General features: G+C 59.5%; 24 protein-coding genes. 12 read left to right on the top strand and 12 right to left on the bottom strand.

From position 1 onward, the window contains the following. The first annotated feature begins 112 nt into the window (after positions 1–112). The 6 genes from P8S53_RS03905 (at position 113) to P8S53_RS03930 (ending at position 7,352) form a co-directional block, all read left to right on the top strand. Positions 113–1,639 (top strand): ABC transporter ATP-binding protein, encoded by a 1,527-nt coding sequence (locus P8S53_RS03905; RefSeq protein WP_277805856.1) that lies wholly within the window; start codon positions 113–115, stop codon positions 1,637–1,639. Next, the gene (locus P8S53_RS03910; protein ID WP_277805857.1) at positions 1,636–2,721 is read left to right on the top strand and encodes an ABC transporter permease; all 1,086 of its coding nucleotides are present in this window, start codon (positions 1,636–1,638) and stop codon (positions 2,719–2,721) included. Before P8S53_RS03905 ends, P8S53_RS03910 begins: the two co-directional genes overlap by 4 nt. Further along, a complete protein-coding gene (locus tag P8S53_RS03915) occupies positions 2,718–3,650 on the top strand; it encodes an ABC transporter permease (protein ID WP_277805858.1) in 933 nt (310 codons plus the stop codon). Before P8S53_RS03910 ends, P8S53_RS03915 begins: the two co-directional genes overlap by 4 nt. A gap of 35 nt (positions 3,651–3,685) precedes the next feature. After that, positions 3,686–4,750: a BMP family ABC transporter substrate-binding protein gene (locus P8S53_RS03920; RefSeq protein ID WP_277805859.1), complete on the top strand. Its 1,065-nt coding sequence runs from the start codon at positions 3,686–3,688 to the stop codon at positions 4,748–4,750. Between the two features lie 218 nt (positions 4,751–4,968). Beyond that, positions 4,969–5,736: an SDR family NAD(P)-dependent oxidoreductase gene (locus P8S53_RS03925; protein WP_277805860.1), complete on the top strand. Its 768-nt coding sequence runs from the start codon at positions 4,969–4,971 to the stop codon at positions 5,734–5,736. Between the two features lie 11 nt (positions 5,737–5,747). Further along, positions 5,748–7,352, top strand: a complete 1,605-nt coding sequence (locus P8S53_RS03930; RefSeq protein WP_277805861.1) for an acyl-CoA dehydrogenase family protein — start codon at positions 5,748–5,750, stop codon at positions 7,350–7,352. Positions 7,353–7,671: 319 nt separating this feature from the next. Here P8S53_RS03930 and pcaQ read toward each other — a convergent pair whose 3' ends face one another. From pcaQ to msrP, 3 genes are all read right to left on the bottom strand, one after another. Next, entirely contained in the window at positions 7,672–8,592 is a 921-nt protein-coding gene (gene pcaQ / locus P8S53_RS03935) for a pca operon transcription factor PcaQ (RefSeq protein ID WP_277805862.1), read from the bottom strand. A gap of 77 nt (positions 8,593–8,669) precedes the next feature. Continuing rightward, entirely contained in the window at positions 8,670–9,251 is a 582-nt protein-coding gene (locus P8S53_RS03940; protein ID WP_277805863.1) for a sulfite oxidase heme-binding subunit YedZ, read from the bottom strand. A 14-nt stretch (positions 9,252–9,265) separates the two neighbouring features. Then, a complete protein-coding gene (gene msrP, locus P8S53_RS03945) occupies positions 9,266–10,201 on the bottom strand; it encodes a protein-methionine-sulfoxide reductase catalytic subunit MsrP (RefSeq protein WP_277805864.1) in 936 nt (311 codons plus the stop codon). A gap of 407 nt (positions 10,202–10,608) precedes the next feature. Here msrP and glnH point away from each other — a divergent pair, with 407 nt between their 5' ends. The 5 genes from glnH (at position 10,609) to P8S53_RS03970 (ending at position 14,724) form a co-directional block, all read left to right on the top strand. Next, complete coding sequence (gene glnH, locus P8S53_RS03950; protein WP_277805865.1) at positions 10,609–11,349, top strand: glutamine ABC transporter substrate-binding protein GlnH; 741 nt, start codon at positions 10,609–10,611, stop codon at positions 11,347–11,349. Positions 11,350–11,432: 83 nt separating this feature from the next. Continuing rightward, positions 11,433–12,089, top strand: a complete 657-nt coding sequence (gene glnP, locus P8S53_RS03955) for a glutamine ABC transporter permease GlnP (protein WP_277805866.1) — start codon at positions 11,433–11,435, stop codon at positions 12,087–12,089. After that, a complete protein-coding gene (glnQ, locus tag P8S53_RS03960) occupies positions 12,086–12,817 on the top strand; it encodes a glutamine ABC transporter ATP-binding protein GlnQ (RefSeq protein WP_277805867.1) in 732 nt (243 codons plus the stop codon). The genes glnP and glnQ overlap by 4 nt, the downstream gene beginning before the upstream one ends. Continuing rightward, positions 12,810–13,838, top strand: coding sequence for a C45 family peptidase (locus P8S53_RS03965; protein ID WP_277805868.1), 1,029 nt, complete (start codon positions 12,810–12,812; stop codon positions 13,836–13,838). The genes glnQ and P8S53_RS03965 overlap by 8 nt, the downstream gene beginning before the upstream one ends. Continuing rightward, positions 13,786–14,724 carry a MurR/RpiR family transcriptional regulator gene (locus tag P8S53_RS03970; protein WP_277805869.1) on the top strand — a complete coding sequence of 313 codons (939 nt, stop codon included), beginning with the start codon at positions 13,786–13,788 and terminating at the stop codon, positions 14,722–14,724. The genes P8S53_RS03965 and P8S53_RS03970 overlap by 53 nt, the downstream gene beginning before the upstream one ends. Here P8S53_RS03970 and P8S53_RS03975 read toward each other — a convergent pair whose 3' ends face one another. Genes P8S53_RS03975 through sseA form a run of 3 tightly spaced genes read right to left on the bottom strand, consistent with a single transcriptional unit; the run spans position 14,725 to position 17,328 of the window. Continuing rightward, entirely contained in the window at positions 14,725–15,906 is a 1,182-nt protein-coding gene (locus P8S53_RS03975; protein WP_277805870.1) for an amino acid aminotransferase, read from the bottom strand. A 10-nt stretch (positions 15,907–15,916) separates the two neighbouring features. Then, positions 15,917–16,483 (bottom strand): N-acetyltransferase, encoded by a 567-nt coding sequence (locus P8S53_RS03980; RefSeq protein ID WP_277805871.1) that lies wholly within the window; start codon positions 16,481–16,483, stop codon positions 15,917–15,919. Beyond that, entirely contained in the window at positions 16,480–17,328 is an 849-nt protein-coding gene (gene sseA, locus P8S53_RS03985) for a 3-mercaptopyruvate sulfurtransferase (RefSeq protein ID WP_277805872.1), read from the bottom strand. The genes P8S53_RS03980 and sseA overlap by 4 nt, the downstream gene beginning before the upstream one ends. A gap of 111 nt (positions 17,329–17,439) precedes the next feature. Between sseA and zapE the strand changes: the two genes are divergently transcribed. Next, positions 17,440–18,519 carry a cell division protein ZapE gene (gene zapE / locus P8S53_RS03990; RefSeq protein ID WP_277805873.1) on the top strand — a complete coding sequence of 360 codons (1,080 nt, stop codon included), beginning with the start codon at positions 17,440–17,442 and terminating at the stop codon, positions 18,517–18,519. 58 nt (positions 18,520–18,577) lie between these two features. Here the strand turns inward: zapE and queG are convergent, their stop codons facing one another. The 6 genes from queG to P8S53_RS04020 all read right to left on the bottom strand — a co-directional run bounded on the left by queG (position 18,578) and on the right by P8S53_RS04020 (position 25,505). Further along, positions 18,578–19,636: a tRNA epoxyqueuosine(34) reductase QueG gene (gene queG / locus P8S53_RS03995; RefSeq protein ID WP_277805874.1), complete on the bottom strand. Its 1,059-nt coding sequence runs from the start codon at positions 19,634–19,636 to the stop codon at positions 18,578–18,580. Between the two features lie 24 nt (positions 19,637–19,660). Next, positions 19,661–20,326: a glutathione S-transferase family protein gene (locus P8S53_RS04000; RefSeq protein ID WP_277805875.1), complete on the bottom strand. Its 666-nt coding sequence runs from the start codon at positions 20,324–20,326 to the stop codon at positions 19,661–19,663. 60 nt (positions 20,327–20,386) lie between these two features. Continuing rightward, complete coding sequence (gene mtgA / locus P8S53_RS04005) at positions 20,387–21,136, bottom strand: monofunctional biosynthetic peptidoglycan transglycosylase (RefSeq protein WP_277805876.1); 750 nt, start codon at positions 21,134–21,136, stop codon at positions 20,387–20,389. A gap of 47 nt (positions 21,137–21,183) precedes the next feature. Further along, positions 21,184–22,266 carry a phenylalanine--tRNA ligase subunit alpha gene (gene pheS / locus P8S53_RS04010; protein WP_277805877.1) on the bottom strand — a complete coding sequence of 361 codons (1,083 nt, stop codon included), beginning with the start codon at positions 22,264–22,266 and terminating at the stop codon, positions 21,184–21,186. A 90-nt stretch (positions 22,267–22,356) separates the two neighbouring features. Beyond that, on the bottom strand, positions 22,357–23,760 hold the full coding sequence (gene mgtE, locus P8S53_RS04015) for a magnesium transporter (RefSeq protein ID WP_277805878.1): 1,404 nt from the start codon (positions 23,758–23,760) through the stop codon (positions 22,357–22,359). 266 nt (positions 23,761–24,026) lie between these two features. Further along, the gene (locus P8S53_RS04020) at positions 24,027–25,505 is read right to left on the bottom strand and encodes an NAD-dependent succinate-semialdehyde dehydrogenase (RefSeq protein ID WP_306417829.1); all 1,479 of its coding nucleotides are present in this window, start codon (positions 25,503–25,505) and stop codon (positions 24,027–24,029) included. Positions 25,506–25,578: the final 73 nt, after the last annotated feature.

A 25,578-nucleotide genomic window follows, 5' to 3' on the forward strand; every position in this document is an offset into this window, starting at 1 on the left:
TCGACAGCTGGGGCATAATTTCTGCTTGCCACGACACGTGCTTGCAGCTTTGCTTTGAACACGGGAAAACGCTGGAACAAGCGCACCGACAACACGGGAAGGAGACATGCCGATGCGCGCGCCTTTGCTGCGGCTTGACGGGCTAACCAAGGCTTATCCGGGCGTTATAGCCAATGACGATGTGTCGTTCGAAATTGGCCAAGGGCAGATGCACGCGCTTCTGGGCGAAAACGGGGCGGGAAAATCCACACTGGTCAAGATGATCTATGGCCTTGTCAAACCCGACAAGGGCCAGATGACGTTGCGCGGGAAACCCTTTGCGCCCACACAACCATCAGACGCGCGCCGCAATGGTGTGGCAATGGTGTTCCAGCATTTCAGCCTGTTCGATGCGCTGGACGTGGCCGAAAATGTTGCGCTGGGCATGGAAAATCCGCCCCCCCTGCGCGATCTGGCGCGGCGTATCCGCGATGTGTCCGAAGAATATGGCCTGCCGCTGGACCCCGCGCGATGGGTGGGCGAGCTGTCGGCAGGCGAACGCCAGCGTGTGGAAATTGTGCGCTGCCTGCTGCAAGATCCCAAGCTGCTTATCATGGATGAACCGACATCGGTTCTGACCCCGCAGGAAGTGGATATTCTGTTTTTGACGCTGCGCAAACTCTCGGCAGAAGGGACGGCCATTCTGTATATCTCGCATAAACTGGAAGAAATCCGTGCGTTGTGTGATGAAGCCACCATTTTGCGTGGCGGGCGCAAGGTTGCCACTTGCGACCCGCGTGAAAATTCTGCCCGCGATCTGGCGGAATTGATGGTCGGCCAGATACTGACACCGCCCGAACGCCCCGCCAAGCCCAAGGGCGATATCGTGCTTGAAGTGGATAACCTGTCGCTGGCATCCAACAACCCGTTTGGCACCTCGTTAAAGGATGTCAGCCTGACCCTGCGCAAGGGCGAGGTTCTGGGCATTGCGGGTGTGGCGGGCAACGGTCAGGATGAATTGCTGGTCATGTTGTCGGGTGAATTGCTGGCCCCGTCGGCGCAGGTCAAGCTGAAGGGCAAGCCTGTGGGGCATCTGGGGCCAAACGGGCGACGCGCGCAAGGTCTTGTGGCCGCGCCTGAAGAACGCCTTGGCCATGCCGCAGCCCCTGACATGAGCCTGACAGAAAACGCGCTTCTGTCGGCATCCGGCCGCAGGGGGCTTGCAACGCAAGGCTTCATCAACTGGCCCAAAACCGAAAACTTCGCGCGCGATATTATTGCGCGGTTTGATGTGCGCACGCCGGGGCCGCATGTTCTGGCCCGTGCACTGTCTGGCGGGAATTTGCAGAAATTCGTTATCGGCCGCGAGATTGAACTGGACCCAGATGTGATCATCGTGAACCAACCAACCTGGGGCGTGGATGCGGCGGCCGCCGCGACCATCCGGCAGGCGCTTCTGGATCTGGCAGGCAAGGGGGCGGGCGTGCTGGTCATCAGTCAGGATCTGGATGAATTGCTGGAAATTTCCGACAGCTTTGCCGCGCTGAACGAAGGGCGGCTGACAGATATCCGGCCTGCCAAAGGGCTGAGTGTGGAAGATATCGGTCTGATGATGGGGGGCGCGGGCGATATGCATGTCGCACATGAGGCAAGCGCATGATCCGGCTGGAAAAACGCAAGGAGCCGTCGAAGGTCTGGCGCATCGCCAACCCGTTTCTGGCGGTTGCGCTGACAATGCTTGCTGGCGCGGTCATGTTCGCCATGCTGGGCAAAGACCCTGTGGTTGCCATCCGGTTGATTTTCTTTGATCCCATCTTTTCGGAAACCTTCGGCAGTTATTCCCGCCCGCAACTGCTGATCAAATCGGCACCCCTGATCTTGATTGCTGTGGGCCTTGCCATCGGGTTCAAGGCCAATATCTGGAATATCGGCGCTGAAGGGCAGTATATCATGGGGGCGCTGTTCGGGGCCGGTGTTGCGCTGGCCTTCTTTCCGGCGCCGGGGTGGTATGTCTTTCCGCTGATGGTGATGGCCGGCGCTTTTGGCGGGTTTTTGTGGGCGATGATTCCGGCCATTTTGAAAACCCGATTCAATACGAATGAAATCCTTGTATCCCTGCTGCTGGTCTATGTGGCCGAGCGGATTCTGGCGGCGATGGCGCTGGGGCTTATGCGCAACCCCGACATTGCGGGCTTTCCCGGCTCGCGCGATCTGCGCCGGTATGAGGCCGCACATAACGCCGAATTGTTTGCCAATACCGGCATTCATTGGGGCGTTGTTGCCGCCTTGATTGCTGTCATTTTTGCCTATGTCATGATGACGCGGCATATGTTGGGCTTTCATGTCAAGCTTGCCGGTCAGGCCCCAAGGGCGGCACGGTTCGCCGGTGTGGCGCCTGCGCGTCTGGTGATTGTCTGTCTGGGCATTTCGGGGGCGCTGGCGGGGCTTGCCGGAATGTTCGAAGTGTCCGGTCCCGGTGGTCAGGTGCGCATCGAATTTGCCGCAGGCTACGGGTTCACGGCGATTATCGTGGCCTTTCTGGGGCGGTTGAACCCGATTGGTATTGTGCTGGCGGGGCTGTTGCTGGGGCTGACCTATATCGGTGGGGAACTGGGGCAGATGATGCTGCAATTGCCCGGCGCGGCGATTCAGGTCTTTCAGGGGATGCTTTTGTTCTTCCTGCTGGCGCTTGATTTCCAGACAAACTATCGGCTGCGGCTGACACGGGGGGTGCGGACATGATTTTGGGGTCAATCAATCCGGCGGTGCTGTTGGCGGCCCTTATGGTGGCGGCAACGCCCATTCTGCTGGCCGCGATCGGCGAGTTGGTGGTGGAAAAGTCGGGCGTGCTGAACCTTGGGGTCGAGGGGATGATGATCATGGGCGCTTGTGTCGGCTTCATCATCGCGGTGAATTCGGGCAGCCCGTTGTTGGGTTTTATCGGCGCTGCGCTGGGCGGGATGGCGTTGTCCTTGCTGTTTGCGCTGCTGACACAGGCATTGATGACCAATCAGGTGGCCTCCGGCCTTGCGCTGACATTGTTCGGGCTGGGCTTGTCGGCACTGCTTGGTCAGAAATATGTGGGCATCACCCCGCCACGCACCCCGAAGCTGGATCTTGGCGTGTTGTCGGATATTCCGTTTCTGGGGCGCGCGGTCTTTTCGCATGACATTGTGGTTTATCTGACGATTGCACTGGTTGCCGCGGTCTGGTGGTTCCTGAAATACAGCCGCGCAGGCATGATCTTGCGCGCCGTGGGCGAAAACCATGATGCGGCGCATGGGCTGGGCTATCATGTCAAACGCGTGCGGGTGCTGGCCATTATGTTCGGCGGGGCCTGTGCGGGGCTGGGGGGCGCATATCTGTCGCTGATCCGCGTGCCGCAATGGACCGAAGGCATGACCGTGGGCGCGGGCTGGATTGCGCTGGCGCTGGTTGTGTTTGCAAGCTGGCGTCCGTGGCGGGCGATGGCGGGTGCATATCTGTTTGGCGGTGTGGTCGTGTTGCAGTTGAATTTGCAGGCTGCCGGCGTGCGAATCCCTGTGGAGTACTTGTCAATGTCGCCCTACCTGATAACCATCTTTGTGCTGGTTCTTATTTCCTCCGGCAAGGCGCGCGGGTCGCTTAATGCACCCGGATCGCTGAACCGTCCTTTCCATGCCTCTAGCTGAGGTAATAACTTCGCTGCCAACAGGGAGATCCCAAAATGAAAAAACTGATATCTGCGGCTGTGCTGGGTGCGGCACTTGCGTCACCATCGCTGGCCGACACAACAAAGGTGGGCTTCGTTTATATTGGCCCCGTGGGTGACCACGGATGGACCTACACCCATGATGTTGCGCGCCTTGCCCTTGAAGAAGAATTCGGCGACGCGATTGAAACAACCTATGTCGAGAATGTTGAATATGGTGCCGATGCCGAACGTGTCATGACACAGATGGCGCTGTCGGGCACAGACCTGATTTTCGCAACGTCATTTGGCTACGGCCCGGACATGAACACTGTTGCTGCGCGGTTCCCGGATGTCGCATTTGAACATGCCACCGGCTACATACAGGAAACCGACAATGTCAGCCTGTATAATGCGCGTTTCTATGAAGGGCGCGCCGTGATTGGCCACATCGCGGGCAAGATGACCGAAACCAACAAGATTGGCTACATCGCATCTTTCCCGATCCCTGAAGTCATCATGGGTATCAATTCCGCCTATCTGCACGCCAAGGCAGTGAACCCCGATGTCGAATTCAATGTCGTATGGGCCTATAGCTGGTATGATCCCGCACAAGAAGCAGCGGCCGCCGAAGCGCTTATCGAACAGGGTGCAGACATCATCATGCAGCACACTGATTCCACCGCACCGCTGACTGTTGCGCAAGATGCTGGCATCTATGCGTTTGGTCAGGCGTCGGATATGTCGGCATTCGCCCCGGAAGCACACCTGACCGGCATTCTGGATGTCTGGGCACCTTATTACGCCGAACGGGTTCAGGCCGTCATTGATGGCACATGGGAAGCTGGCGATGTGTGGCATGGTATCGTTGATGGCATGGTCGGCTTTGCCCCGATGAGTGATCTGATCCCCGAAGATGTTCGCGCCGAAGCTGAAGGCATGATCGAAGCCATTGCCGCAGGCGAATACCACCCCTTTACTGGCCCCATCAACAAACAGGACGGCACGCCCTGGCTGGCTGATGGCGAGATTGCATCTGATGGCGATTTGCTGACGATGGATTTCTATGTCGAAGGGATCACTTCGGAAATTCCGAACTGATCTGACGACTGTTTCGCGCATTCAGGCCCCCCGGCAAGATGTCGGGGGGCCTTTTTCATTTGCAACATATCCCGAAGGGTTGATTGCTATTGCAAGCAGCAGATCGCACTGATAGTTACACTTGATAACAGTTAACCAGGTTTCGTGCTTTGCCTTGGCGTAGGCACCATGTGCAAACCCCGCATGTTCTGGCATGCCTGACTTGATGAGGTTGCGATTTGGAAATCTTGAACACTATTGCATTGGTCACGGGTGGCGGCAGCGGTTTGGGGGCGGCAACGGCGCGCAGGCTGGCCGCTGCGGGCGCGAAGGTTGCCGTTCTGGATCGCAGCATGGATGCGGCCCAAACTGTGGCCACAGAAATTGACGGTCTGGCGGTTGCGGCGGATGTATCCGACACTGCCAGTGTTGCCGCAGCGTTTGCTGCAACGGGTGCCGCGTTCGGCGCGGCCCCGCGAATTGTGGTGAATTGCGCAGGCATTGGCACCGCATCGCGCATACTGCCGCGCGACGGTGACCTGCCGATTGAGCTGTTTGAACGCACGCTGCGTGTCAATCTGCTGGGCACCTATATCGTGTTGTCGCACGCGGCCAAGGGTATGGCAGACATGGACCCAGTGGACAGCGACGGGGCGCGCGGCGTGATCGTCAACACCACATCGGTGGCGTGGCAGGACGGGCAGATCGGGCAGGCGGCCTATGCCGCGTCCAAGGGCGGCGTGGCGTCCCTGACATTGCCTGCCGCACGCGAACTGGCGCGGGTGGGCATTCGGGTTATGGCTGTTGCGCCGGGTTTGTTTGAAACCGGGATGAGTGCGGGGCTGACCCCGGAAATCCGCGCATCACTGGAATCAAGCCTGCCGTTCCCGTCGCGCCTTGGGCAGCCTGACGAATTTGCGATGCTGGTGCAGCAGATCGTCGAAAACCCGATCCTGAACGGCGAGGTGATCCGTCTGGACAGCGCCGTTCGTCTGGCCCCCAAGTAAGGACACAGGCAATGACGCCGTTTGCAGCCCCCGTCGATGACATTTTGTGGTCGCTGGATTTTGCCGGTGCCGCCAGCATTCCACATTGGGACCGTGACCTGACCGCCGAGATTGTCCAGCATTTCGCCGCATTCGCCCAAGGACGCATTGCGCCCCTGGATGAACAGGGTGACCGGCAAGGATGCAGGTTGCAAAACGGGCGCGTGTTCATGCCCGACGGGTTTGATGCGGTGTTCCGGGAACTGGCGGGCGATGGTTGGCAGGGGCTGACCGCGCCCGAAGCCTTTGGCGGGCAGGGGATGGGGGGCGCGGTTCACGCCGCGATATCGGAAATCTTTTCAGGGGCGTGCCATTCCTTGCAGATGGTGACAGGGCTTGTGCCCGGTGCCATCCGCCTGCTTATGGATTTTGGCAGTGCCGATCAGCAGGCGCGGTTCATTCCGCCATTGGTGTCGGGTGACTGGCTGGCAACCATGTGCCTGACGGAACCGGGCGCAGGGTCGGATTTGTCGGCCATCCGCACCAAGGCCGAAGATACCCCGCAGGGGTGGCAGATCAGTGGCGAGAAGATCTTCATCTCTGGCGGGGACCAGAACCTGAGTGACAATATCCTGCATCTGGTGCTGGCGCGCACCGGACCTGACGGAACGAAGGGCCTTAGCCTGTTTGGCTGTCCCGCCGTGCTGGACGGTGGCGCGCGCAATGCAGTCACAGTCACGCGGATTGAAGATAAGATGGGTCTGCATGCCTCGCCCACATGCCAGATGGCGTTTGACGGCGCGCAGGGCGAATTGATTGGTGCCGCTGGGCAGGGGCTGGCGGCAATGTTCACACTGATGAACCATGCGCGCCTTGACGTGGCCTTGCAGGGTGTGGCCCATGCCGCGCGGGCGCATGCCGTTGCATCCGCCTATGCGTCGCAGCGCGTGCAGGGGCGCCAGCCCGACGGGCTGCCCGCCACATTGGACCAGCACGCCGATGTGCGCCGCATGATCGACCGCGCCGATGCGCACGCCGTGTCAGCGCGCGCCCTGACGCATTCCGCACTTGTCGCGCTGGAAACCGGCAATCAGGCACTGGCGGATTTTCTGACACCTGTTGCCAAGGTCTGCGGGTCGGATGCGGGAACGCAGGCCGCCGAACTGGCAGTGCAGGTTCTGGGCGGGTATGGCTATCTGCATGAATACCGCGTTGAACAGACTTACCGCGATGCGCGCATCTGCGCCATCTATGAAGGAACGAACGGTATTCACGCAGCGACCATTGCCACGCGCGGGCTGTCCTATAATGGTGGTGTGCAGGCAGATGCGTTTGCGGCATGGATTGGCGGAATCGCAGATGATACGCATTCGGGCAGTTTGGCGGCCGCCTTGCAAGACTGGACTGCGTTGCGTGAAACGACCAGTGCCGCCCCGCGTGATATGGCGCCTGCCTTCATGCAAGTGACCATCGCACTGGCCGAACTGGGCTTTTGGGTGCGGGTTGGGGCCGATGATGCTGCCCCGTCACGGATTCGCGCCTTGTCCCTGGAACGCAGCGCTTTGCTGCCGGGGCAGGTTTCGCATCTGGTGGCGCAAGCGCGGATCATGGCGGAACTGTCAGGCGGCCCGCGCTAGAGTCTGGTCGGGTCAGGTTGAAACATGCGCTGGCGTGGTGCTGCCCTGTTGCAGACCTTGCGAATGTCCCAAGGCGCGGAGCAAAGGCCGCAGGCCGCCGCGCCATCGGTGGGCCGTCCCGCGGCCTGCCGATTTGGCTGATGTCATGCCAAGCCTATGATCTTGGGAATATGCAGCCTGCATAAAGTGAACTTCACTCATGTCGGATCGGCAGACCCCGGCCCACCGATAGCGCGGGCTTAGTCCCCGCGCGAATGTCCCCTTCAGGCCAAAATGAACCAGCCTTGCGGTTCCATTTCCCACCCTTGCGCGATACGCGCTAACCGGACCCTGTGTCCTGCACATCAAACATATCGTGCAAGGCGCGGATCATGGCGCTGCTTTCCGGGGTGGGGGGCGTGTCGGCGCGGGTGCATATACCCACTGGCCCGGCCATCAGGCTGGTGCCCAGTTCCAGCGCGCACAAGCTGCCCTGTTTGATTTCATCATCCACAACACCGGCCGAGATGAACCAGACCGCATCGGACAGCTGCACCACCTTGCGCCCGAAGGCAAGCGAGACACTTTCAAAAGCGGCGGGTTGGTGCTGCAAGCCGATGCTAAGCAGATAGGACTGCACCGCAGGCGCGATGACAGCACCGCTTGGCGGCAACAAAAGCGGGAATTTCCCCAGATATTCGGCCACGGCCCCTGTTCGGGTCAGCGGATGGTCAGGGCGCACCACCATCACCACCTGTTCCGAATACAGTTGCTGAAACGCCAGACCTGTCATTTGTTCGGGGTTGGGCATACGGCCGACGGTCAGGTCCAGCGACCCTTCGCGCAGTTGTGACAGCAGCAACCAGTTCGGCCCCGTGGATACGCGCAAGGTGCAGTTGGGCATGTCATTATAAAAGGCCAGTGCCGCGCGTGGAAATACATCAGTTGCCACAGTGGGCAGAATGCCGACGACCAGCTTTGTGATACGTTCGGGCGCGCCCCGTGCAAGGCTTTGGGCACGTTCCAGCGCCAGCATGGCCCCGCCTGCATGTTGCTGGAACAGTTTGCCGGACGGTGTCAGCGCCAGTCTGCGGCCCGTGCGGTCAAACAGCGCCACGCCAAGAATGTCTTCCAGTTCACGGATGGTTTTTGAGGCTGCGGGTTGCGATACGCGCAACGCGCTGGCTGCCGCACTCAGGCTTTCCAGCCGCGCGGTTTCCAGAAAGCACCGCAAATGGCGCAGGCGCAGGCGTGGGTCCATGGGGTGGCCTTGGGGTTGGGGCGTCCGGTGCCTATGTCCATAGCGCGGTTTGCCCGGCGTTGCAAAACAAGCGCGCTTTAGCGTCCGTGCCGGATGCGCGCGTATATGCGACTGGCCATGAAGAACAGGGCAAGTGCCGTCAATGCAATCACAAGCGGGTTTTCAAAGCGTGACACCACCCATGCATGCATGATGGCGATGAAGGCCGCAGGCCAGACCAGCAGATGAAGTTTCTTCCACACTGGAAAACCAAGCAAGCGCGGTGCGGCATCCACCGACGTCAGCGCCAGCGGCAGCATAAGGATCAGGGCCGCCAGCCCAAGTTGCAAATGCACCATCTTGCGCAATTCATCTGCGGCAAATTCGATAAATCCGCCCTGATCCAGAAACAGCCATATGCTGGCATGCGCCAGTGCATATAGAAATGTCCACACGCCCAGCGGACGGCGCGCGGCGAACAGCGCGCGCCAGTTCGTCAGGAAATGCGCGAACCCCAGTGCAAGGGTCGCCATCAACATCAACAGTGCAAAGCGGCCTGTCTGGTGCAAAAGCACCTCGGCGGGCACAACGCCCAGATTTCCGCCCCGCCATTGCCAATACAGCCACGCGCCCGGTGCCGCGCAGCCCAGCCATGCTGACCAGCCTATCAGTGCTGTCATTGGGGCGGCGGGTTTCAATAGTGCTGTTCCAGATCCATGCCTGCATACATATCAGCGACCAGATCGCCATATCCGTTGAACATTTCGGTTCTGATGCGGGTGCCGTCATGCAGCCGCCGTTCCGTGGCCTGATGCCAGCGGGGGTGGCGCACGCCTGGATTCACATTGGCATAGAACCCGTATTCGCGCGGGGATTTCACATGCCATGTAGGTGCTGGCTGACTGGCTGTCAGTGAAATGCGTTTGATCGACTTGATGGATTTGAACCCGTATTTCCACGGCACCACCAGCCGGATTGGTGCACCATTCTGGTTCGGCATCACATCACCATACATGCCGACGGCCAGCAATGTCAGCGGGTGGGTTGCCTCGTCCAGCCGCAGCGCTTCGGTATAGGGCCAGTCCAGCAGGGACCGCGCGCGCTGTGGCATGACGGAAACGTCATCAAACGATTCGAACTGCACATATCTTGCGCCGGACCCGACCCCGGCATAGGCCAATAATTCCGCCAGCGGAAAGCCGATCCACGGGATGACCATCGACCACGCTTCGACGCAGCGTAGCCGGTAGATGCGTTCCTCCAGTGCGAAGCGGCGCAAGATGTCGTCCATGTCGATGGGGCCGGGGCGGTCGACCAGCCCGTCAATCATGATGGACCAAGGGTCTGTCTGCAACATATGGGCGTTCTGCGCGGGGTCGTCCTTGGCGGGGCCAAACTCGAAGAAATTGCAATACCCTGTCGCGACTTCCTTGGTGGTCAGGTCTTCATCGGTGGAATAGGGGCCGGATGTGAACCCTGGCAAGGGCTGCGCGCGCCCGATTGTTGGCCAACCGGCCAGCCCGGTTGCCAGCCCTGCCGTTAAGCCAGCTACGACTGCACGCCTGTTCAGAAAGGCGGCTTTCGGCGTTATCTCGGCTGTGCGGGGTATCGGGTAGCTGAATTTGGGCATTGTCACAGTTCTTGTTTTCAGGGTGGGTGGGTTGTGTGAGCTTGGCTGTGCGGTCGCGCAGATCGGGACACGACGACAGCCCATAGGGTCGGGTATCAAAACCCCGTCATGCCACCTTTCCACATATTTGCCCGAACCTGTTTGATCTGGGTCAAGCTGGTTGATTCTGCGTGGGTGTGTTCGGCCACGCAATGGGGGTTTTGCTGTTTTGCTTATGAAATGGGCGCCAGAGTTAATAATTTCAAAACATAGGGTTGGGGCTGTTCTGGCGCAGTGCGCAGGGCGCCATGCCAATCTGCGTTGCAAAAAAGCTTGATGGAAAAGAGAGTCTATGCAAATATATTTGCATCATGAAAGTTAAAAGCATGATAAAGTTGCAGAATCAGATAAACCTCCAGGGAAATGACATGAACAACATCTTTAAAATGGCCGCTGCTGCGGTTTTCGCCTTCGGTGCCAGCGCGGCATCGGCTGATAAGCTTGTCGTTGCCACCGACACTGCCTTTGTTCCGTTCGAGTTTATGCAAGACGGCGAGTATGTCGGTTTTGACATCGACATGTGGACCATGATCGCGCAAGAGCTGGAACTGGAATTCGACCTGCGCCCGATGGATTTCAATGGCATTATCCCCGGCCTTCAGACCGGACAGGTTGATGTCGCGCTGGCTGGTATCACCATTCGGGATGACCGCGCAGAAGTTATCGACTTCTCGGACGGGTATTATGACAGCGGTTTCCTGATCATGGTGCCAGCAGATAGTGACATCGAAAGCTCGGCTGATCTGGCAGGCAAAACGCTGGCCGTGCGCACAGGCACATCTGCGGCTGACTACGCACGCGAAAATTTCACCGACACGGAATTGCGCCTGTTCCCCAATATTGACAATGCCTATCTGGAGTTGCGCACCGGCCGCGTGGACGCTGCCATGCATGACACCCCCAATGTGCTGTATTACATCGCAACTGCCGGTGATGGGCAGGTCAAGGCCGTGGGCGAACAGATGATGGCCCATCAATATGGAATCGGCTTTCCCAAAGGGTCCGATCTGGTGGAGCCGGTCAATCAGGCGCTGGCCAATATGCGCGAAGATGGCCGCTATGATGAGATCTACATGAAATGGTTTGGCACCACGCCACCGGCCAACTGATTTCACACGCATCATGATGTTGGCGGGGCGTGATTTGCGCAGGCCCCGCCACACCTGACGGGCCAACCAATTGGGGGCGGATTATGGAAGTCAACTGGCTGATTATATGGGATTTTATCCCGCAACTTATGAAGGGCGCGCAGGTCACGGTGCATATTACCGTTGTCGGCCTGCTGGGCGGTGTCGTCCTTGGTGCCATTGCGGGGCTGATGCGCGCCTATGGCAATGCCGTGATCAATGCAATTGCATTTGTCTATATCGAAGTCATCCGTGGGACGCCCATTGTTGTGCAGGTGATGTTTTTGTATTTCGCGCTGCCGGTTCTGGCCTCGATCCGGATTGACCCGATGACCACTGCGGTTCTGGCGATTGTCATCAATGCGGGGGCTTATATCGCTGAAATCGTGCGCGGGGCGGTGCTGTCCATTTCCAAAGGGTTGACCGAAGCAGGGCTGGCCATTGGCCTGCCGCGCTGGAAGGTTATTCGCTATATCGTCGGGCCGCTGGCATTCCGCCGCCTGATCCCGCCTTTGGGCAACCAGTTCATCGTAAGCCTTAAGGATACATCATTATTCATCGTCATCGGCGTGGGCGAGTTGACACGCACAGGTCAGGAAATCATGGCCGCGAATTTCCGTGCTGTTGAAATCTGGACCGCTGTTGCCGTGATGTATCTGATCATGACCGGCGTGCTGTCGCTGATGCTGCGGATGATCGAAAAGCGCATGAGGATCCTATGACCGACGCAATCATTCAATTTCGCAATGTATCCAAGCATTTCGGCCCGCTGAAGGTTCTGGATGAGGTTGATCTGGACATCCACAAGGGCGAAGTGGTTGTGCTGATCGGCCCGTCGGGTTCTGGCAAATCTACGCTGCTGCGCTGCATCAACGGGTTGGAACAGATCACCGGCGGTGATCTGATTATCAACGGTATGAGTGTTCTGGGTGGCAACAAGGTCTTGCGTGAAATCCGGCAAGAAGCCGGCATGGTCTTTCAGCAGTTCAACCTGTTCCCGCAAATGACCGCCTTGCAGAACGTGGCTTTCGGCCCGCAGGAAGTGCGTGGCCTTAGCCGCAATGCAGCCCGCGAACTGGCCCGCGAATTGCTGGCCAAGGTGGGACTGGCCGAGAAGGCAGATCACGAACCATCAGAACTGTCCGGTGGGCAACAACAGCGCGTGGCCATTGCGCGCGCCTTGGCGATCAAGCCAAAGGTCATGTTGTTTGATGAACCGACATCGGCACTGGACCCTGAACTGAAGCAAGAGGTGCTGAATGTCATGCGCACCCTTGCTGCCGAAGGCATGACCATGGTGGTTGTCACGCATGAAATGGGCTTTGCCAAACAGGTCGGCACGCGCCTGATTTTCATGGAGCACGGCAAGATCGCCGTGGATGGCCACCCGAAAGAGGTGATCGACACGCCCCCCAATGACCGGATGAAGGATTTCCTACAGCATGTCTGACGATGCATCGTCCGAATTGCGCGCGGTGCGTATTGCGGGTTCCCCGCATGACATGGGCCTTGCGCTGGGGCGTGCCGGCCGCGCGGCCGTGCATGATGTGCTGTGCCCGCTGGATTACTGGGCGGCGGTCACCGACCCTGCCCATGATGCCGCGGTCGCGCGCATGGCGACACGCACCAAAGCCGTTTTTCCATGGATATATCAGGAATTACAGGGGCTTGCCGACGGGTTGGGCCTGCCGTTCAGGCAGGTGATGGCGTGGAATTGTCGCGGCGATCTGATGTCCAATGTGCCCGATGGCTGCACCACGGTTCAGTTTCCCTGTGACGTGCCAGTGATTGCCCATAATGAAGATGGCCTGCCGGAATTTCGCGGGCATGCGTTCATGATTGATGCCGCACCGCTGGATGCGCCGGAATTTACCGCCCTATGCTATCCGGGGTCCATTCCCGGCCATACGTTCGCGATGACGGGCGCAGGGCTGGTGCAGGCGGTCAATAATCTGCGCTTGCGCGATGTATCCCCGCAAATTCCGCGTATGGTTGTGGGGCGTGCGGTGCTGGCCTGCGGCAACGTTGGGGATGCACTTGATGTGCTGTCGCGCGAAAACCAGTGCGGCGGGTTTCACTTTACCTTGGCGCAGGTTGGTGACGGGGTGATCCATAGCATAGAATTTGGTGGCGGCGCTGCGGTGCACCGCCAGATCGACACCCCGTCTGCACATGCCAATCACGCGCTTCATCTGGACCTGCCGCACGGCCAGAGTGTTACGCAATCATCTGCGGACAGACAGAAGCGCGCCACGGATCTGATTGAGGGCGGCATCCGCGATGCATTGGCCATATTGCGCGACAAGGGCGGGCAGGGGCTGCCGATTCACCGCTGTCACCCTGATGACCCTGATCACGAAAACACCCTTGCCACAGCCATCATTCGGGTCGAAAAGGGGGGGCTACGATGGGAAGTCTATGACCAACGATCTACACAGCCAGTCCATGCCAGACCAGAGCGTGACAGATAAGGCCCCGCAAACGGTTACCGGATTGCGTGAACTGATGCTGCGTATCGCCAAGGGCGAAGGCAACATAACGCTTGGCCCCAAGGCGCGCGAAGCGCTGGCGCGTATTCTGGATTTGCAAGGTGATCCGGCGCTGTTGTCGATCACGTCACTGGCCGACAGGCTGGGTGTAAATCCGTCCACGCTGACGCGGCTTGCGCGCAATCTGGGGTATTCGGGTTTCGGGGCGTTTCAGCAGGTGTTGCTGAATGCATCAATGTCGGCGCCGGGGTCGTTTTACAGCCGACAGGCGGAAACAGCGTTGCGTGGCGGGGATGGGTCCGGCCCGAACGGAGTGGCCGCGCTGTGCCGTGAAAGTCAGGCCAATATCGACCGGTTTCTGGATATGTGCGATCAAAGCCAGTTTCGCCATGCCACCGAACTGATCGCGGGCGCACCGCGTGTCATGGTGTATGGAATCCGGCAGTTTCATGCCTTTGCCAGTTTTCTGGTCTACGGGCTGCGGATGATCCGGTCGGATGTGCATTTGCTGGATTCAAACGCGTTGGGCGTGGCCGAAGGCATTGCATCCATGGGCCCGCAGGACGTGCTGGTCATTTCCAGTTGCGCCCCCTATTCGCGGCAGGTCGTGGAAGTGGCGCGCGCGGCAGTCGACAAGCCCGTTTCGGTTGTCGCCATCACCGACCGCGCGGATTCGCCCTTGATCATGGCGTCCAAGGCGGCGTTGCTGGTCCCGCATGAAACCAGCTTTTTGTCGAATTCGCTGTCAACTTTCGTGTTGGCCGCAGAATGCCTGATCAACAGTTGCGCCGCCATCGACCCCAAAGCGGCCAAGGCCGCTTTGGCGGAACGCGACCGTATGATCAGCCGGTTGGGTATTGAACTGTGATCACGCTGTGATCTGCGCGATAGCTTGTGCCAGAACCGGCACTGTCTGGCTGTTCAGCCCTGCCATATTGGTGCGCCCGTCCCACAGCATATAGATGCCATGATCCGCGCGCAGACACTCCACCTGTTCGGGTGTCACGGGCAGCAGTGAAAACATGCCCTGTTGCTGTTCAATAACGTCAAAGCGGTCAGACCCGGTTTCATCGCGCAGCGCTGCGGCAAGGGCGTGGCGGTTGCCGGATACGCGCGTGCGCATCTCTTCCAACTCGGTCTGCCAGACATGTTTCAGTGTTACGTCGTTCAGAATGGTGCTGACAACGCGCCCGCCATGGTCGGGCGGAAAGGCGAAATTCTGACGGTTCAGACCAGCCAGCGCGCCTGCCAGCTTTGCCTTGTCCGGTTCCGGCACGATCGCCATCGCCAGCCCCACGCGTTCACGATACAGGCCGAAATTCTTGGAACAACTGGCGGCAACCAGCACTTCAGGCAAGCGCGCTGCCAGATGCCGCAACCCGCCCGCATCTGCGTTCAGCCCTTCGCCAAAACCCTGATAGGCCATATCGACAAACGGCACAGCACCTGTGCGCTCCAGCGCTGCGCCCATGTCTGCCCAGTCCTGCACGCTTAGGTCTATGCCGGTCGGATTGTGACAGCAGCCGTGCAGCAGAACCACATCACCCGCCGCCGCCTGCGCAATATCCGCGAACATGCCATCACGGTCCAGCATGCCGGTGGTGGCGTCCTGATACCGGTACGGGCGTGATTTCATGCCCGCTGCGGCAATCAGGGGGGCATGGTTCGGCCATGTCTGCGCGCTTATCCAGATGGTGGCATCGGCATGTGCGCGGCGTATCAGTTCTGCAATCTGGCGCACCGCCGTGGTGCCGCCCGGTGTGCCGACGGCGGCCACGCGTGCGTTCGGCACGGCCCCGCCCAACAGCAGCCCTTCCATGGCATCAAGAAAGGCCACGTCACCGGCCAGTGACAGATATGTCTTGCTTTCCTGCGTTGCGACGATGTGCGATTCGGCCTTTTTCACGGCCTGCATGACAGGGGTGCGGCCCGCTTCATCACGGTAAACGCCGACGCCCAGATCAATCTTGCCCATGCGGGGATCATCCGCGAAAGCCTGCATCAGGGCTATGATGCCGTCAAGTTTGGGCTGGGGCAGGGTTTCGAACATCAATTGCACCTTAGCTGGTGACAGGGGACCAGTCGCGCACCAGAACACGGCTGCGGTCTTCTTGTCGGATTGGGGTAAAGCCGTATTTCTGATACTGGATCAACGCGCGGGGATGGTCCAGCGTGCAGGTGTTGATGGTAAGTTTTTCAACGCCCTCGCGGTCCCATGCGGTCAGAATGGCGGTGCGCAGCATCCACGCCCCCAGACCGCGACCCACACTTTCGGGAACAAGTCCGAAATAGCATAGCTCGCAGGTATTCCCCTCGCGCCAGTCCAGCAGAAAAAAGCCCTGCGGCCAGCCCTTGTCGATCAGCGAATACAGCGCGACATCGGGGGAATTCAGCCAATCCGCAATCTCGGCATCTTCGCTGGTGTGAATGTCAGTCCAAGCATAGTCGCGTCCGACTGCGTCATAAAGCGCACGAAAATACCACACGGGTGGCTGTTCAGCCTTCAGCAATGCGCCGGACATACCGTTCGGGGTATGCGGCCAGCTATAGCCGGGGTGTTCGGTCATTTCCAGAAAGGTGACAGTGTAGGGGATGGTCTCGCCCGCGCGGTAGGTTCTTGTGCTCATCCTGTTTCGACCTTCAGGTCGGGGAACATGCCCCATTCGGTCCATGACCCGTCATAAAGCGCATGATTGCGGTGGCCCAGTATTTCCAGCCCCAGACTAAGCACAGCCGCTGTTATACCCGACCCGCAGGTGGTGATGACAGGGCGGTCCAGATCAATGCCCGCATCCGTGAAGGCCGCGCGCAGCGCATCGCCACTTTTCAGGGTGCCATCGGGTTTCAGAAGCGTGGAAAACGGCAGGTTCAGCGCGCCGGGCATATGGCCCGCGCGCAGCCCTTCGCGCGGTTCGGGCGCATCGCCCCTGAAGCGTTCGGGCGAACGTGCATCGACGATCTGCCAGTCGCCCAGTTTCACGGCCGCCGCCACCTGCGACACATCCTTGACCAGATGGGCCTGCCGCTGGACGGTCATGTGGCGTTCACGCAGCAGCGGGGGCAGGTCCTCGACCTCGCGGCCCTCGGCCTGCCATTTCGGAAACCCGCCATCCAGAATGGCCACGTCCGTCTTGCCCATAAGGCGAAACAGCCACCAGACCCGCGCGGCCGAAAACAGCCCTGCGCCGTCATAGATCACCACCTGATGACCATCACCAACGCCCATGGCCCGCAGACGCGACATGAATTTTTCGACCGGCGGCGCCATATGCGGCAGCGCGGACCGGTGGTCGCTGATGTCGTCGATGTCAAAAAAGCGCGCACCTGGGATATGGCCTGCATCATATTCGGCGCGGGCATCGCGGTTTTGCGCGGGCATATACCAGCTTGCATCCAGAATGCGCAGATCAGGGTCATTCAGATGCGCGGCAAGCCAGTCGGTTGAAACACGCGTCTTCGGATCGTCGGTCATGAAATCCCCCAGGCAAAAATCACATACCTAACACCTACCGAGGGCGCGGGCGCGTTGCAAGCATGCAGGCGGGGCTTTTCCCCGCCTGCGGCATTCGCTATGCAGCTTTGCATGAGTGATAGTCTGATCGCAGTATATGACCGTATGGTAGAGCGGGGTGCCTTGCGCCCTGACGCGGCACAGCGCGGCGCAATGCGCTGTTTTGGCCCTGTGCAGGAATACCTTTCCAAACCCGCACCGAAGCCCGGCTTGCTGGGACTGCTGGGCCGGCGCAAGCGAGAGCAGCCCCCGGGCCTGTATCTGTGGGGCGGGGTGGGGCGTGGCAAATCCATGCTGATGGATTTGTTTGTCGAGCATGCAGGCGATGTGCCGAAACGACGGGTACATTTTCACGCCTTCATGCAGGAAATCCACGAAGGGATGCACGCTGCGCGAAAAACAGGCGCGAGCGATGCCCTGGCCCCCGTGGCTGACAAGGTCGCCAGTGATGTGCGTTTGCTGGCATTTGACGAAATGCAGATCACCGATATTACCGATGCGATGATTGTCGGGCGCTTGTTTGAACGGCTGATGGCGGCGGGCGTCGTGATTATCACGACATCAAACAGGGTGCCGGACGATCTGTATAAGAACGGATTGAACCGCGCGCTGTTTGTGCCCTTTATCGAGATGATCAAGACGCGCATGACCGTGTATGAACTGGAATCGGAAACCGATTACCGCCAGCACCGGCTGGCAGGCGCGCAGGTCTATTTCAGCCCCGTCGATGCGCAGGCGCGCGCACAGATGGCGCAGATCTGGGACGAGTTGACGGGGCATGATGCGGGCCAGCCGATGACGCTGGTGGTCAAGGGGCGCGAAGTGGTGATCCCGCATGCGCATAATGGCGTGGGCCGCGCGAGTTTTTGGGAGTTATGCGGCCAGCCCTTGGGGGCGGCGGATTATCTGGCTATCGCGGGTGCATTGCGGGTGCTGATGCTGGATGACATCCCGTATCTGTCGGCGGCGAATTACAATGAAGCCAAGCGTTTTGTTACCCTGATCGATACGCTTTATGAGGCGGATGTGCGGCTGATTGCATCTGCCGCAGCCACGCCTGAGCAGCTATACCGCGAAGGGACAGGGTCATTCGAATTTGAACGCACCGCCAGCCGCCTGCGTGAAATGCAAGGCGCGGATTGGGGAACCTGACTGTTCGGGGGGCACGATCCTGCCCCCCATCGAGGGGGGACAGAATCGTGGGCGCGTATCACGCGCCCGTCCCCGCCGCAGATGGCTCGCGCAATTGCGCCACTGCCCAGCGTGCGGCCTCTGCAACTGTGGTGTCAGGGTCATCACACAGCGCCTGAGCGGTGGGCAGAAAATGCGGCATGTCCGAATTCCCGATGGCATAAAGCACATTGCGCACGAACCGGTTGCGCCCGATCCGTTTGACGGGCGAGCCTGAAAACATGGCCCGAAATGCCGCATCATCCAAGCCTGCCAGCGTGGCCAGATCCGGCGCGACCAGACCATCGCGCGCGGCGTATTTCACCTCTGATGCGGATTGCGCGAATTTGTTCCACGGGCACACCGCAAGGCAATCATCACAGCCATAGATACGGTTGCCCAGTTTCGCGCGCAGTTCCAGCGGGACAGGGCCGTGGTGTTCAATCGTCAGGTAGGAAATGCAGCGCCGCGCATCCAGTTGAAAGGGCGCGGGAAAGGCATCGGTAGGACAAATATCCAGACAGGCGCGGCATGATCCGCAATTTTCCTGCGCGGGTGTATCAGGGGGTAAATCCAGTGTGGTGAATATGGACCCAAGGAAAAACCAGTTGCCCAACTCGCGCGACAGAAGGTTCGTATGCTTGCCCTGCCAGCCCAGCCCGGCGGCGGCGGCCAGCGGCTTTTCCATCACAGGGGCCGTGTCCACAAAGACCTTGATTTCACCGCCCGCATGGTCAATCAGCCAGCGGCCCAGCCGTTTCAGGCGTTTCTTGACGACATCATGATAGTCGCGCCCCAGCGCATAGGCAGAAATCACGCCGCGATCGCGCAATTCCAGCAAATCAAGCGGATTGTAATCGGGTGTATAGGTTTCTGCCAGCATGATGACAGACCGTGCCGCAGGCCATAATGCCGACGGGTTGCCGCGCCATTCCATCCGCTCGGCCATCCAGCCCATCTGGCCATGACGCCCCTGATCCACGAAATCTGCCAGCCGTGCGGGGGCTGTGGGGATGGCGGCGGGCGTTGTGATGGCACAGGCGGAAAAGCCTGTGTCCTGTGCCATTTGCTGGATTTCGGATTTCAGGTTATCGGACATATGCCCCACATGGGCCAAACTGCCCTAGAAATCCAGATCTGCGTAATGCGCAGGCGGCGGAAAGCCGGGCAACTGGTCGGCCAGCAGCGTGCGGAAGGCGGGGCGCGATTTCAGTTTCGCATACCATTCATGCACCAGCGCCGAACGCTGCCAGTCCACATCACTGATGTAATCCAGACAGGACAAATGCGCCGCAGCCGTGAAATCGGCCAGCGACATGTCGTTTCCGGCCAGCCAGCGGCGCTGACCAAGCAGCCAGTCCATGTAATCCAGATGAAACTTGATCTTGGCCGATCCGGTCTTGATGGCCTGCGAATCGGGATAGCCGCGTTTCATGATCTTCTTGTTCACGCGTTCATAAAGCAGGTTCGCCGTCACCTCGGCGTGAAATTTGTCGTCGAACCATGTGCACAGGCGGCGCACTTCATAGCGCGCTTCGGGGGATTTGGGCATCAGGGGGGGCTGTGGCACCAGATCTTCGATATACTCGCAAATGGCCTGGCTTTCTGTCAGCAGCTTGCCCTCATAGCGCAGGACCGGCACCTTGCCTGCGGGATTGCGGCGCATGAATTCGGCGCTGGGTTCCCAGTAGCGTTCTTCTATCAGTTCCACCTCTATGCGTTTTTCGGCAAGCGTCAGGCGCAATTTGCGACAAAATGGGGAAAGCGGGACGTGATACAGGCGTGCCATTGATGTAAATATGCCTTCTGTCGGGGTTTGCCCTTCTGTAGCCGCGAGGGCGGCAGAAGTTCAACCGCTTATACAATCTGCACGGCCATCCTGCGCAATGGTTGCCGCCCCGTCCATGATGGACGCGGTGCGCCTGCGCAAGAAATCGCTGGGATTGGCGGCATTGCGGCTTTTGGGCGCAGGCAGCACGGCGGCAAGGCGGGCGGCCTGTGTCGGGGTCAGATTGGTGGCAGAGACACGGAAATAGTGCTGCGCTGCGGCTTCTACGCCGAAAACCCCCTCGTCGAATTCGGCGACGTTCAGGTAGATTTCAAGAATGCGTGATTTCGGCCAAAGCACCTCTATCAACAGGGTAAAGCCCGATTCCAGCGCTTTGCGCGACCAGTCGCGGCCATGCCATAAAAACACATTCTTGGCGGTTTGTTGCGACAGGGTCGATGCGCCGCGCGTGCTGCCTGCTGCAATGACCTTGCGGATTTCGGCCATGTCGAAGCCCCAATGCAGGCAGAAATTCGCATCCTCGGCGGCGATGACCGACCGTGCCATGACCGGCGCGATACGGTCCATCGGCACCCATTGGCGCTGGATTTCGCCAATGCGGCGGTGTTCTTGAGCAATGTAGATGCCACCGGGCGGGGGGATGACACGATAGAGCAGCACCCACACCACCGACAGAACAAACACAATCGCCAGCCCGCGCAGCAGCCACCAGCGCACACGGCGCAGCATATGGGCCATGCCCATAAGCGCACCATTCGCGGCATTGCGCGGGCGTGCTTTGGATTTCTTTTTTGCGGATCGTCGGGCCATGATGTCAGATACTCATGACTTGCATGGCCGGTCAATCATCACAACGCTTAGCGCGACAGACCCGCCGCAAGCGACGGTTGGTCAAGGGATGCAAATCCATAGTGGCGCAGCCAGCGCAGGTCGGATTCAAAAAACGCGCGCAGATCGGGGATGCCGTATTTCAGCATGGCGATCCGGTCGATCCCCATACCGAAGGCAAAGCCCTGCCATTCATTCGGGTCAATCCCGCCCGCGCGCAGAACATGCGGATGCACCATGCCGGACCCCAGAATTTCCAGCCAGTCCTTGCCCTCGCCAATCTTCAGCTGCCCCCCTTCCCATGAACAGCGAATGTCCACTTCCGCCGACGGCTCGGTGAACGGGAAGTGACTGGCGCGGAAACGCAGTTCCACTTCATCCACCTCGAAAAACGCGCGGCAGAATTCTTCCAGTGTCCATTTCAGTTGCGCCATGGAAATGTCGCGGTCAATGGCCAGCCCTTCGACCTGATGGAACATTGGCGTATGGGTCTGGTCCATATCCATGCGGTACACACGGCCCGGCGCAATCACGCGGATGGGCGCGCCCTGATTTTGCATCGCGCGGATCTGAACAGGGCTGGTATGGGTGCGCAACACATGGGGCGGGCGGTCGTCACCGGCTGCGCGGTGCATATAGAAGGTGTCCATTTCCTGACGGGACGGATGTTCGGGCGCAATGTTCAGCGCGTCGAAATTATACCAGTCGGATTCGATTTGCGGCCCTTCGGCCACGGCAAAGCCCATATCGGCGAAAATTGCCGTCAGTTCATCCATGACCTGACTGATGGGATGGATGGTGCCCATCGGGCGCGGGCGACCGGGCAGCGTGACATCCAGCCATTCCGATTTCAGGCGCGCATCAAGGGCAGCATCTTCCAGCGCGGATTTGCGCGCTTTCAGCGCCGCGTCCACTTCGGTTTTCAGCGCGTTCAGCGCGGGGCCTGCGGTTTGGCGTTCCTCGGCGCTCATCTGGCCCAGTTCGCGCATTTTCAGGCTGATCTCGCCCTTTTTGCCCAAGGCGGCCAGACGCACATTTTCCAGCGCGTCCGCATCAGGGGCTGCGCCGATCTGTTCCAGATATTTGCCGCGAAGCGTTGCGATTGCGTCCATGACATGCCCTTTTGCGCCGTTATGCGTTGCGTGTGGGGATAGTGTGCCACGCGCGCGAATGCAAGGCAGGCCCGCGCGCGTGATCTGGCATTATAGTTCCAGCAACTGGGCCGCGATGGTGAAATAGATCAAGACCCCCAGAACATCGGCAATTGATGTCACCAGCGGGCCGGATGCTGCGGCAGGGTCGCGGTTGATCTTGGCAAAGATGAAGGGCAGGCACATCCCGATCAAGGCCCCCATCAGCACGATCGTAACCATCGCCGACGCCACAACCATAGCAATTTCGGGGCCACCCCGCCAAACACCAATTACCGATACCGCAACGGCCATTGTCAGCCCCAGCCCCAGCGCGATCAGCGTTTCGCGCGCCAGCAAGCGCCCGAAATCTGACGGGCGCACGTCCCCTGTGGCCAGCGCGCGCACCATCAGCGTGGCCGATTGCGTGCCCGCATTGCCCCCGGATGCAATCAGCAGCGGCAGGAAGAACAGCAGCGACAGATGCGCGGCGATCGTATCCTCGAAATACGCAATGCCCGCACCGGAAAAGATATTGCCGAAGACCAGCAGCACCAGCCAGAAAATACGCGCGCGGTATAGCGTGGCAATCGTGGCGTCTGCGACCGATATATCCAGCGGCTGCACGATGGAGCCTTTGTAGAAGTCTTCGGTGACTTCTTCTTCGGACACGTCCATCGCGTCATCGGCGGTCACAATGCCCACCAGCCGGTCGTTTTCATCCAGAACCGGCAGTGCCAGCAGGTCATAGCGCGCAATCAGGCGGGCGGCTTCTTCCTGTTCTTCATTGGCGCGTATGAAAACAGGTTCGGTGTCCATTATTTCGGATACACGTTGACGGGGGCGCGCGGTCAGGATGTCGCGCAGGCTGACCACCCCCAGCAATTCGCGCGCAGCACCGATGATATAGGCGTAGTAGATCGTTTCGGCGTCAATGGCTTGTGTGCGCAGGGCCTCGATGGCCTGACTGGATGTCATCTCGGGGGTCACGACCGCGTAATCGGATGTCATGACCGACCCCACAGTCCATTCCTCGTAGGATGCCAGGCGGCGCAAATCCTCGCGTTCGGCCTTGGACAGGGCAGGCAGGATGGCTTCTTGCGCTTCCTCGTCCAGTTGCTTGAACAAATCCGCGCGTTCGTCATGGCTCATGGCGGTCATAAGCGCCACAAAGTCGCTTTTGCGAATGCGCGTTGCAACGCTGACTTGTGACGACGGGCGCAGATATCCGATAAGTTCGGCCTGATCATGCAGGGGCAACAGGTGCAGGACTGCCAGATCGCTGGCTTCGTCCAGTTCCTCGATCAGGGCCGCGGTATCGGCCAGTTCCAGCGTTTCAAGGAATTGGCGGATTTCATCGGTCCTGTCTTCTTGCAACAGGCGGGTAACTTCAATCGCGATCAGTGCGGCATCAATACCCGCGTTTTCGGCATCCGGATCAAAGCGATATTCTGAAAGTGGTGTCTGAAGTGTCATTTTGACCCCCTTGCGTGCCTTGCACGACAGGGGCCGCAGGCCGGGTCAGCCCCGGATGGCAGCCCGCGCCATGCGCGGAAATACATCAGCCCGAAGGCTTGTTTTCTGTTTCGGGCGCATGATCTGCGCCCGCCTAGAACTGCCGTCCATTTTGGTCCCGATTGGTTGCGTCAGCGAAGCCGCTGACTTGGTTGATTTACGGCCAAGCCGCCTGCTTGTCAAACCCGGACAGCGTGTTTCGCTGCCCGGGGAAAATGACTTTTCTATCAGATGCTCAGGCAGATATACTTCATTTCAAGGAAGTCATCGGTCCCGTGACGCGACCCTTCACGCCCCAGACCGGATTGCTTGACCCCGCCAAACGGCGCAAGCTCGGTCGAGATGATGCCGGTATTGACGCCCACAATCCCGTATTCCAGCGATTCCTGCACCCGCGTGATGCGCCCGATGTCACGGGCATAGAAGTAGCAGGCCAGCCCGAATATCGTATCATTGGCAAGGGTAATGGCCTCTTCCTCGGTGTCGAACTTGAACAAGGGCGCAAGTGGGCCAAAGGTTTCTTCCTGCGCCACCTTCATGGACTGGGTCACGCCGGTTACAACAGTCGGCTGGAAAAAGGTGCCACCCAATTCGTGGCGCTGCCCGCCGGTTACGATGGTGCCGCCATTGTCCGTGACATCGCGGATATGGTCTTCTACCTTCTCGACCGCGGCGGCGTTGATCAACGGACCGGCGGTCACGCCGTCGTCCATACCATCGCCGACTTTCAGTTGTGACACGGCGTCCGCCAGCTTTTTGGCGAAGGCATCATAAACGCCTGCTTGCACATAGATACGGTTTGCGCACACACAGGTCTGGCCGTTATTGCGGAACTTGGATGTCATCGCCCCTTCAACCGCCTTGTCCAGATCGGCATCATCAAACACAATGAAGGGTGCATTGCCGCCCAGTTCCATCGAACATTTCATGACCTGATCGGCGGCCTGCCGCAGCAGGATGCGCCCGACTTCGGTGGAGCCTGTGAAGGTCAGTTTGCGCACGATCGGATTTTCGCAAAATTCCTTGCCAATATCAGATGCGCGGCTGGACGGGACGACCGACAACAACCCCTTGGGCACGCCCGCGCGTTCGGCCAGCACTGCCATGGCCAGCGCTGAAAGCGGTGTTTCCGTGGCCGGGCGTGCAACGAACCCGCAGCCCACCGCCAATGCGGGTGCCACCTTGCGCGCAATCATCGCGTTGGGAAAATTCCATGGCGTGATGGATGCTGCAACGCCGATGGGCTGGCGCAGCACCGTGATGCGTTTGTCGGGCTGGTGGCCGGGAATCGTTTCGCCATAGACGCGCTTGGCCTCCTCGCCGAACCATTCGATGAAACTGGCACCATAGGCGATTTCGCCGCGTGCCTCGGCCAGCGGTTTGCCCATTTCCGCAGTCAGAATTACCGCCAGATCCTCTTGATTTTCCATCATCAGGTCGAACCATTTGCGCAGCACGCCTGCGCGGTCCTTGCCGGTGCGCGCGGCCCATGCATGGCGTGCCTTTTCAGCGGCGGCAATGGCGCGCGCGGCCTCTGCGCGGCCCAGATCGGCGACTTTGGCAATGACAGTGCCGCGCGCAGGGTTGCGCACATCAAAACGCGCGCCATCATCTGCATTTATCCATTCGCCGCCCACAAAGGCGCGCGTTTCCAGCAGCGACGGGTCGCGCAGCATGTGTTCAAGTTCTGTGGTTGTGTCAGTCATTTTCTTAACCTTTCTGGTGTCGCGTCTTGTCGCCGGATGCCGGACCAGCCCGCATTGTTGCAGTATGGATATA

This window comes from Roseinatronobacter sp. S2 (assembly GCF_029581395.1).
Lineage (GTDB): Bacteria > Pseudomonadota > Alphaproteobacteria > Rhodobacterales > Rhodobacteraceae > Roseinatronobacter.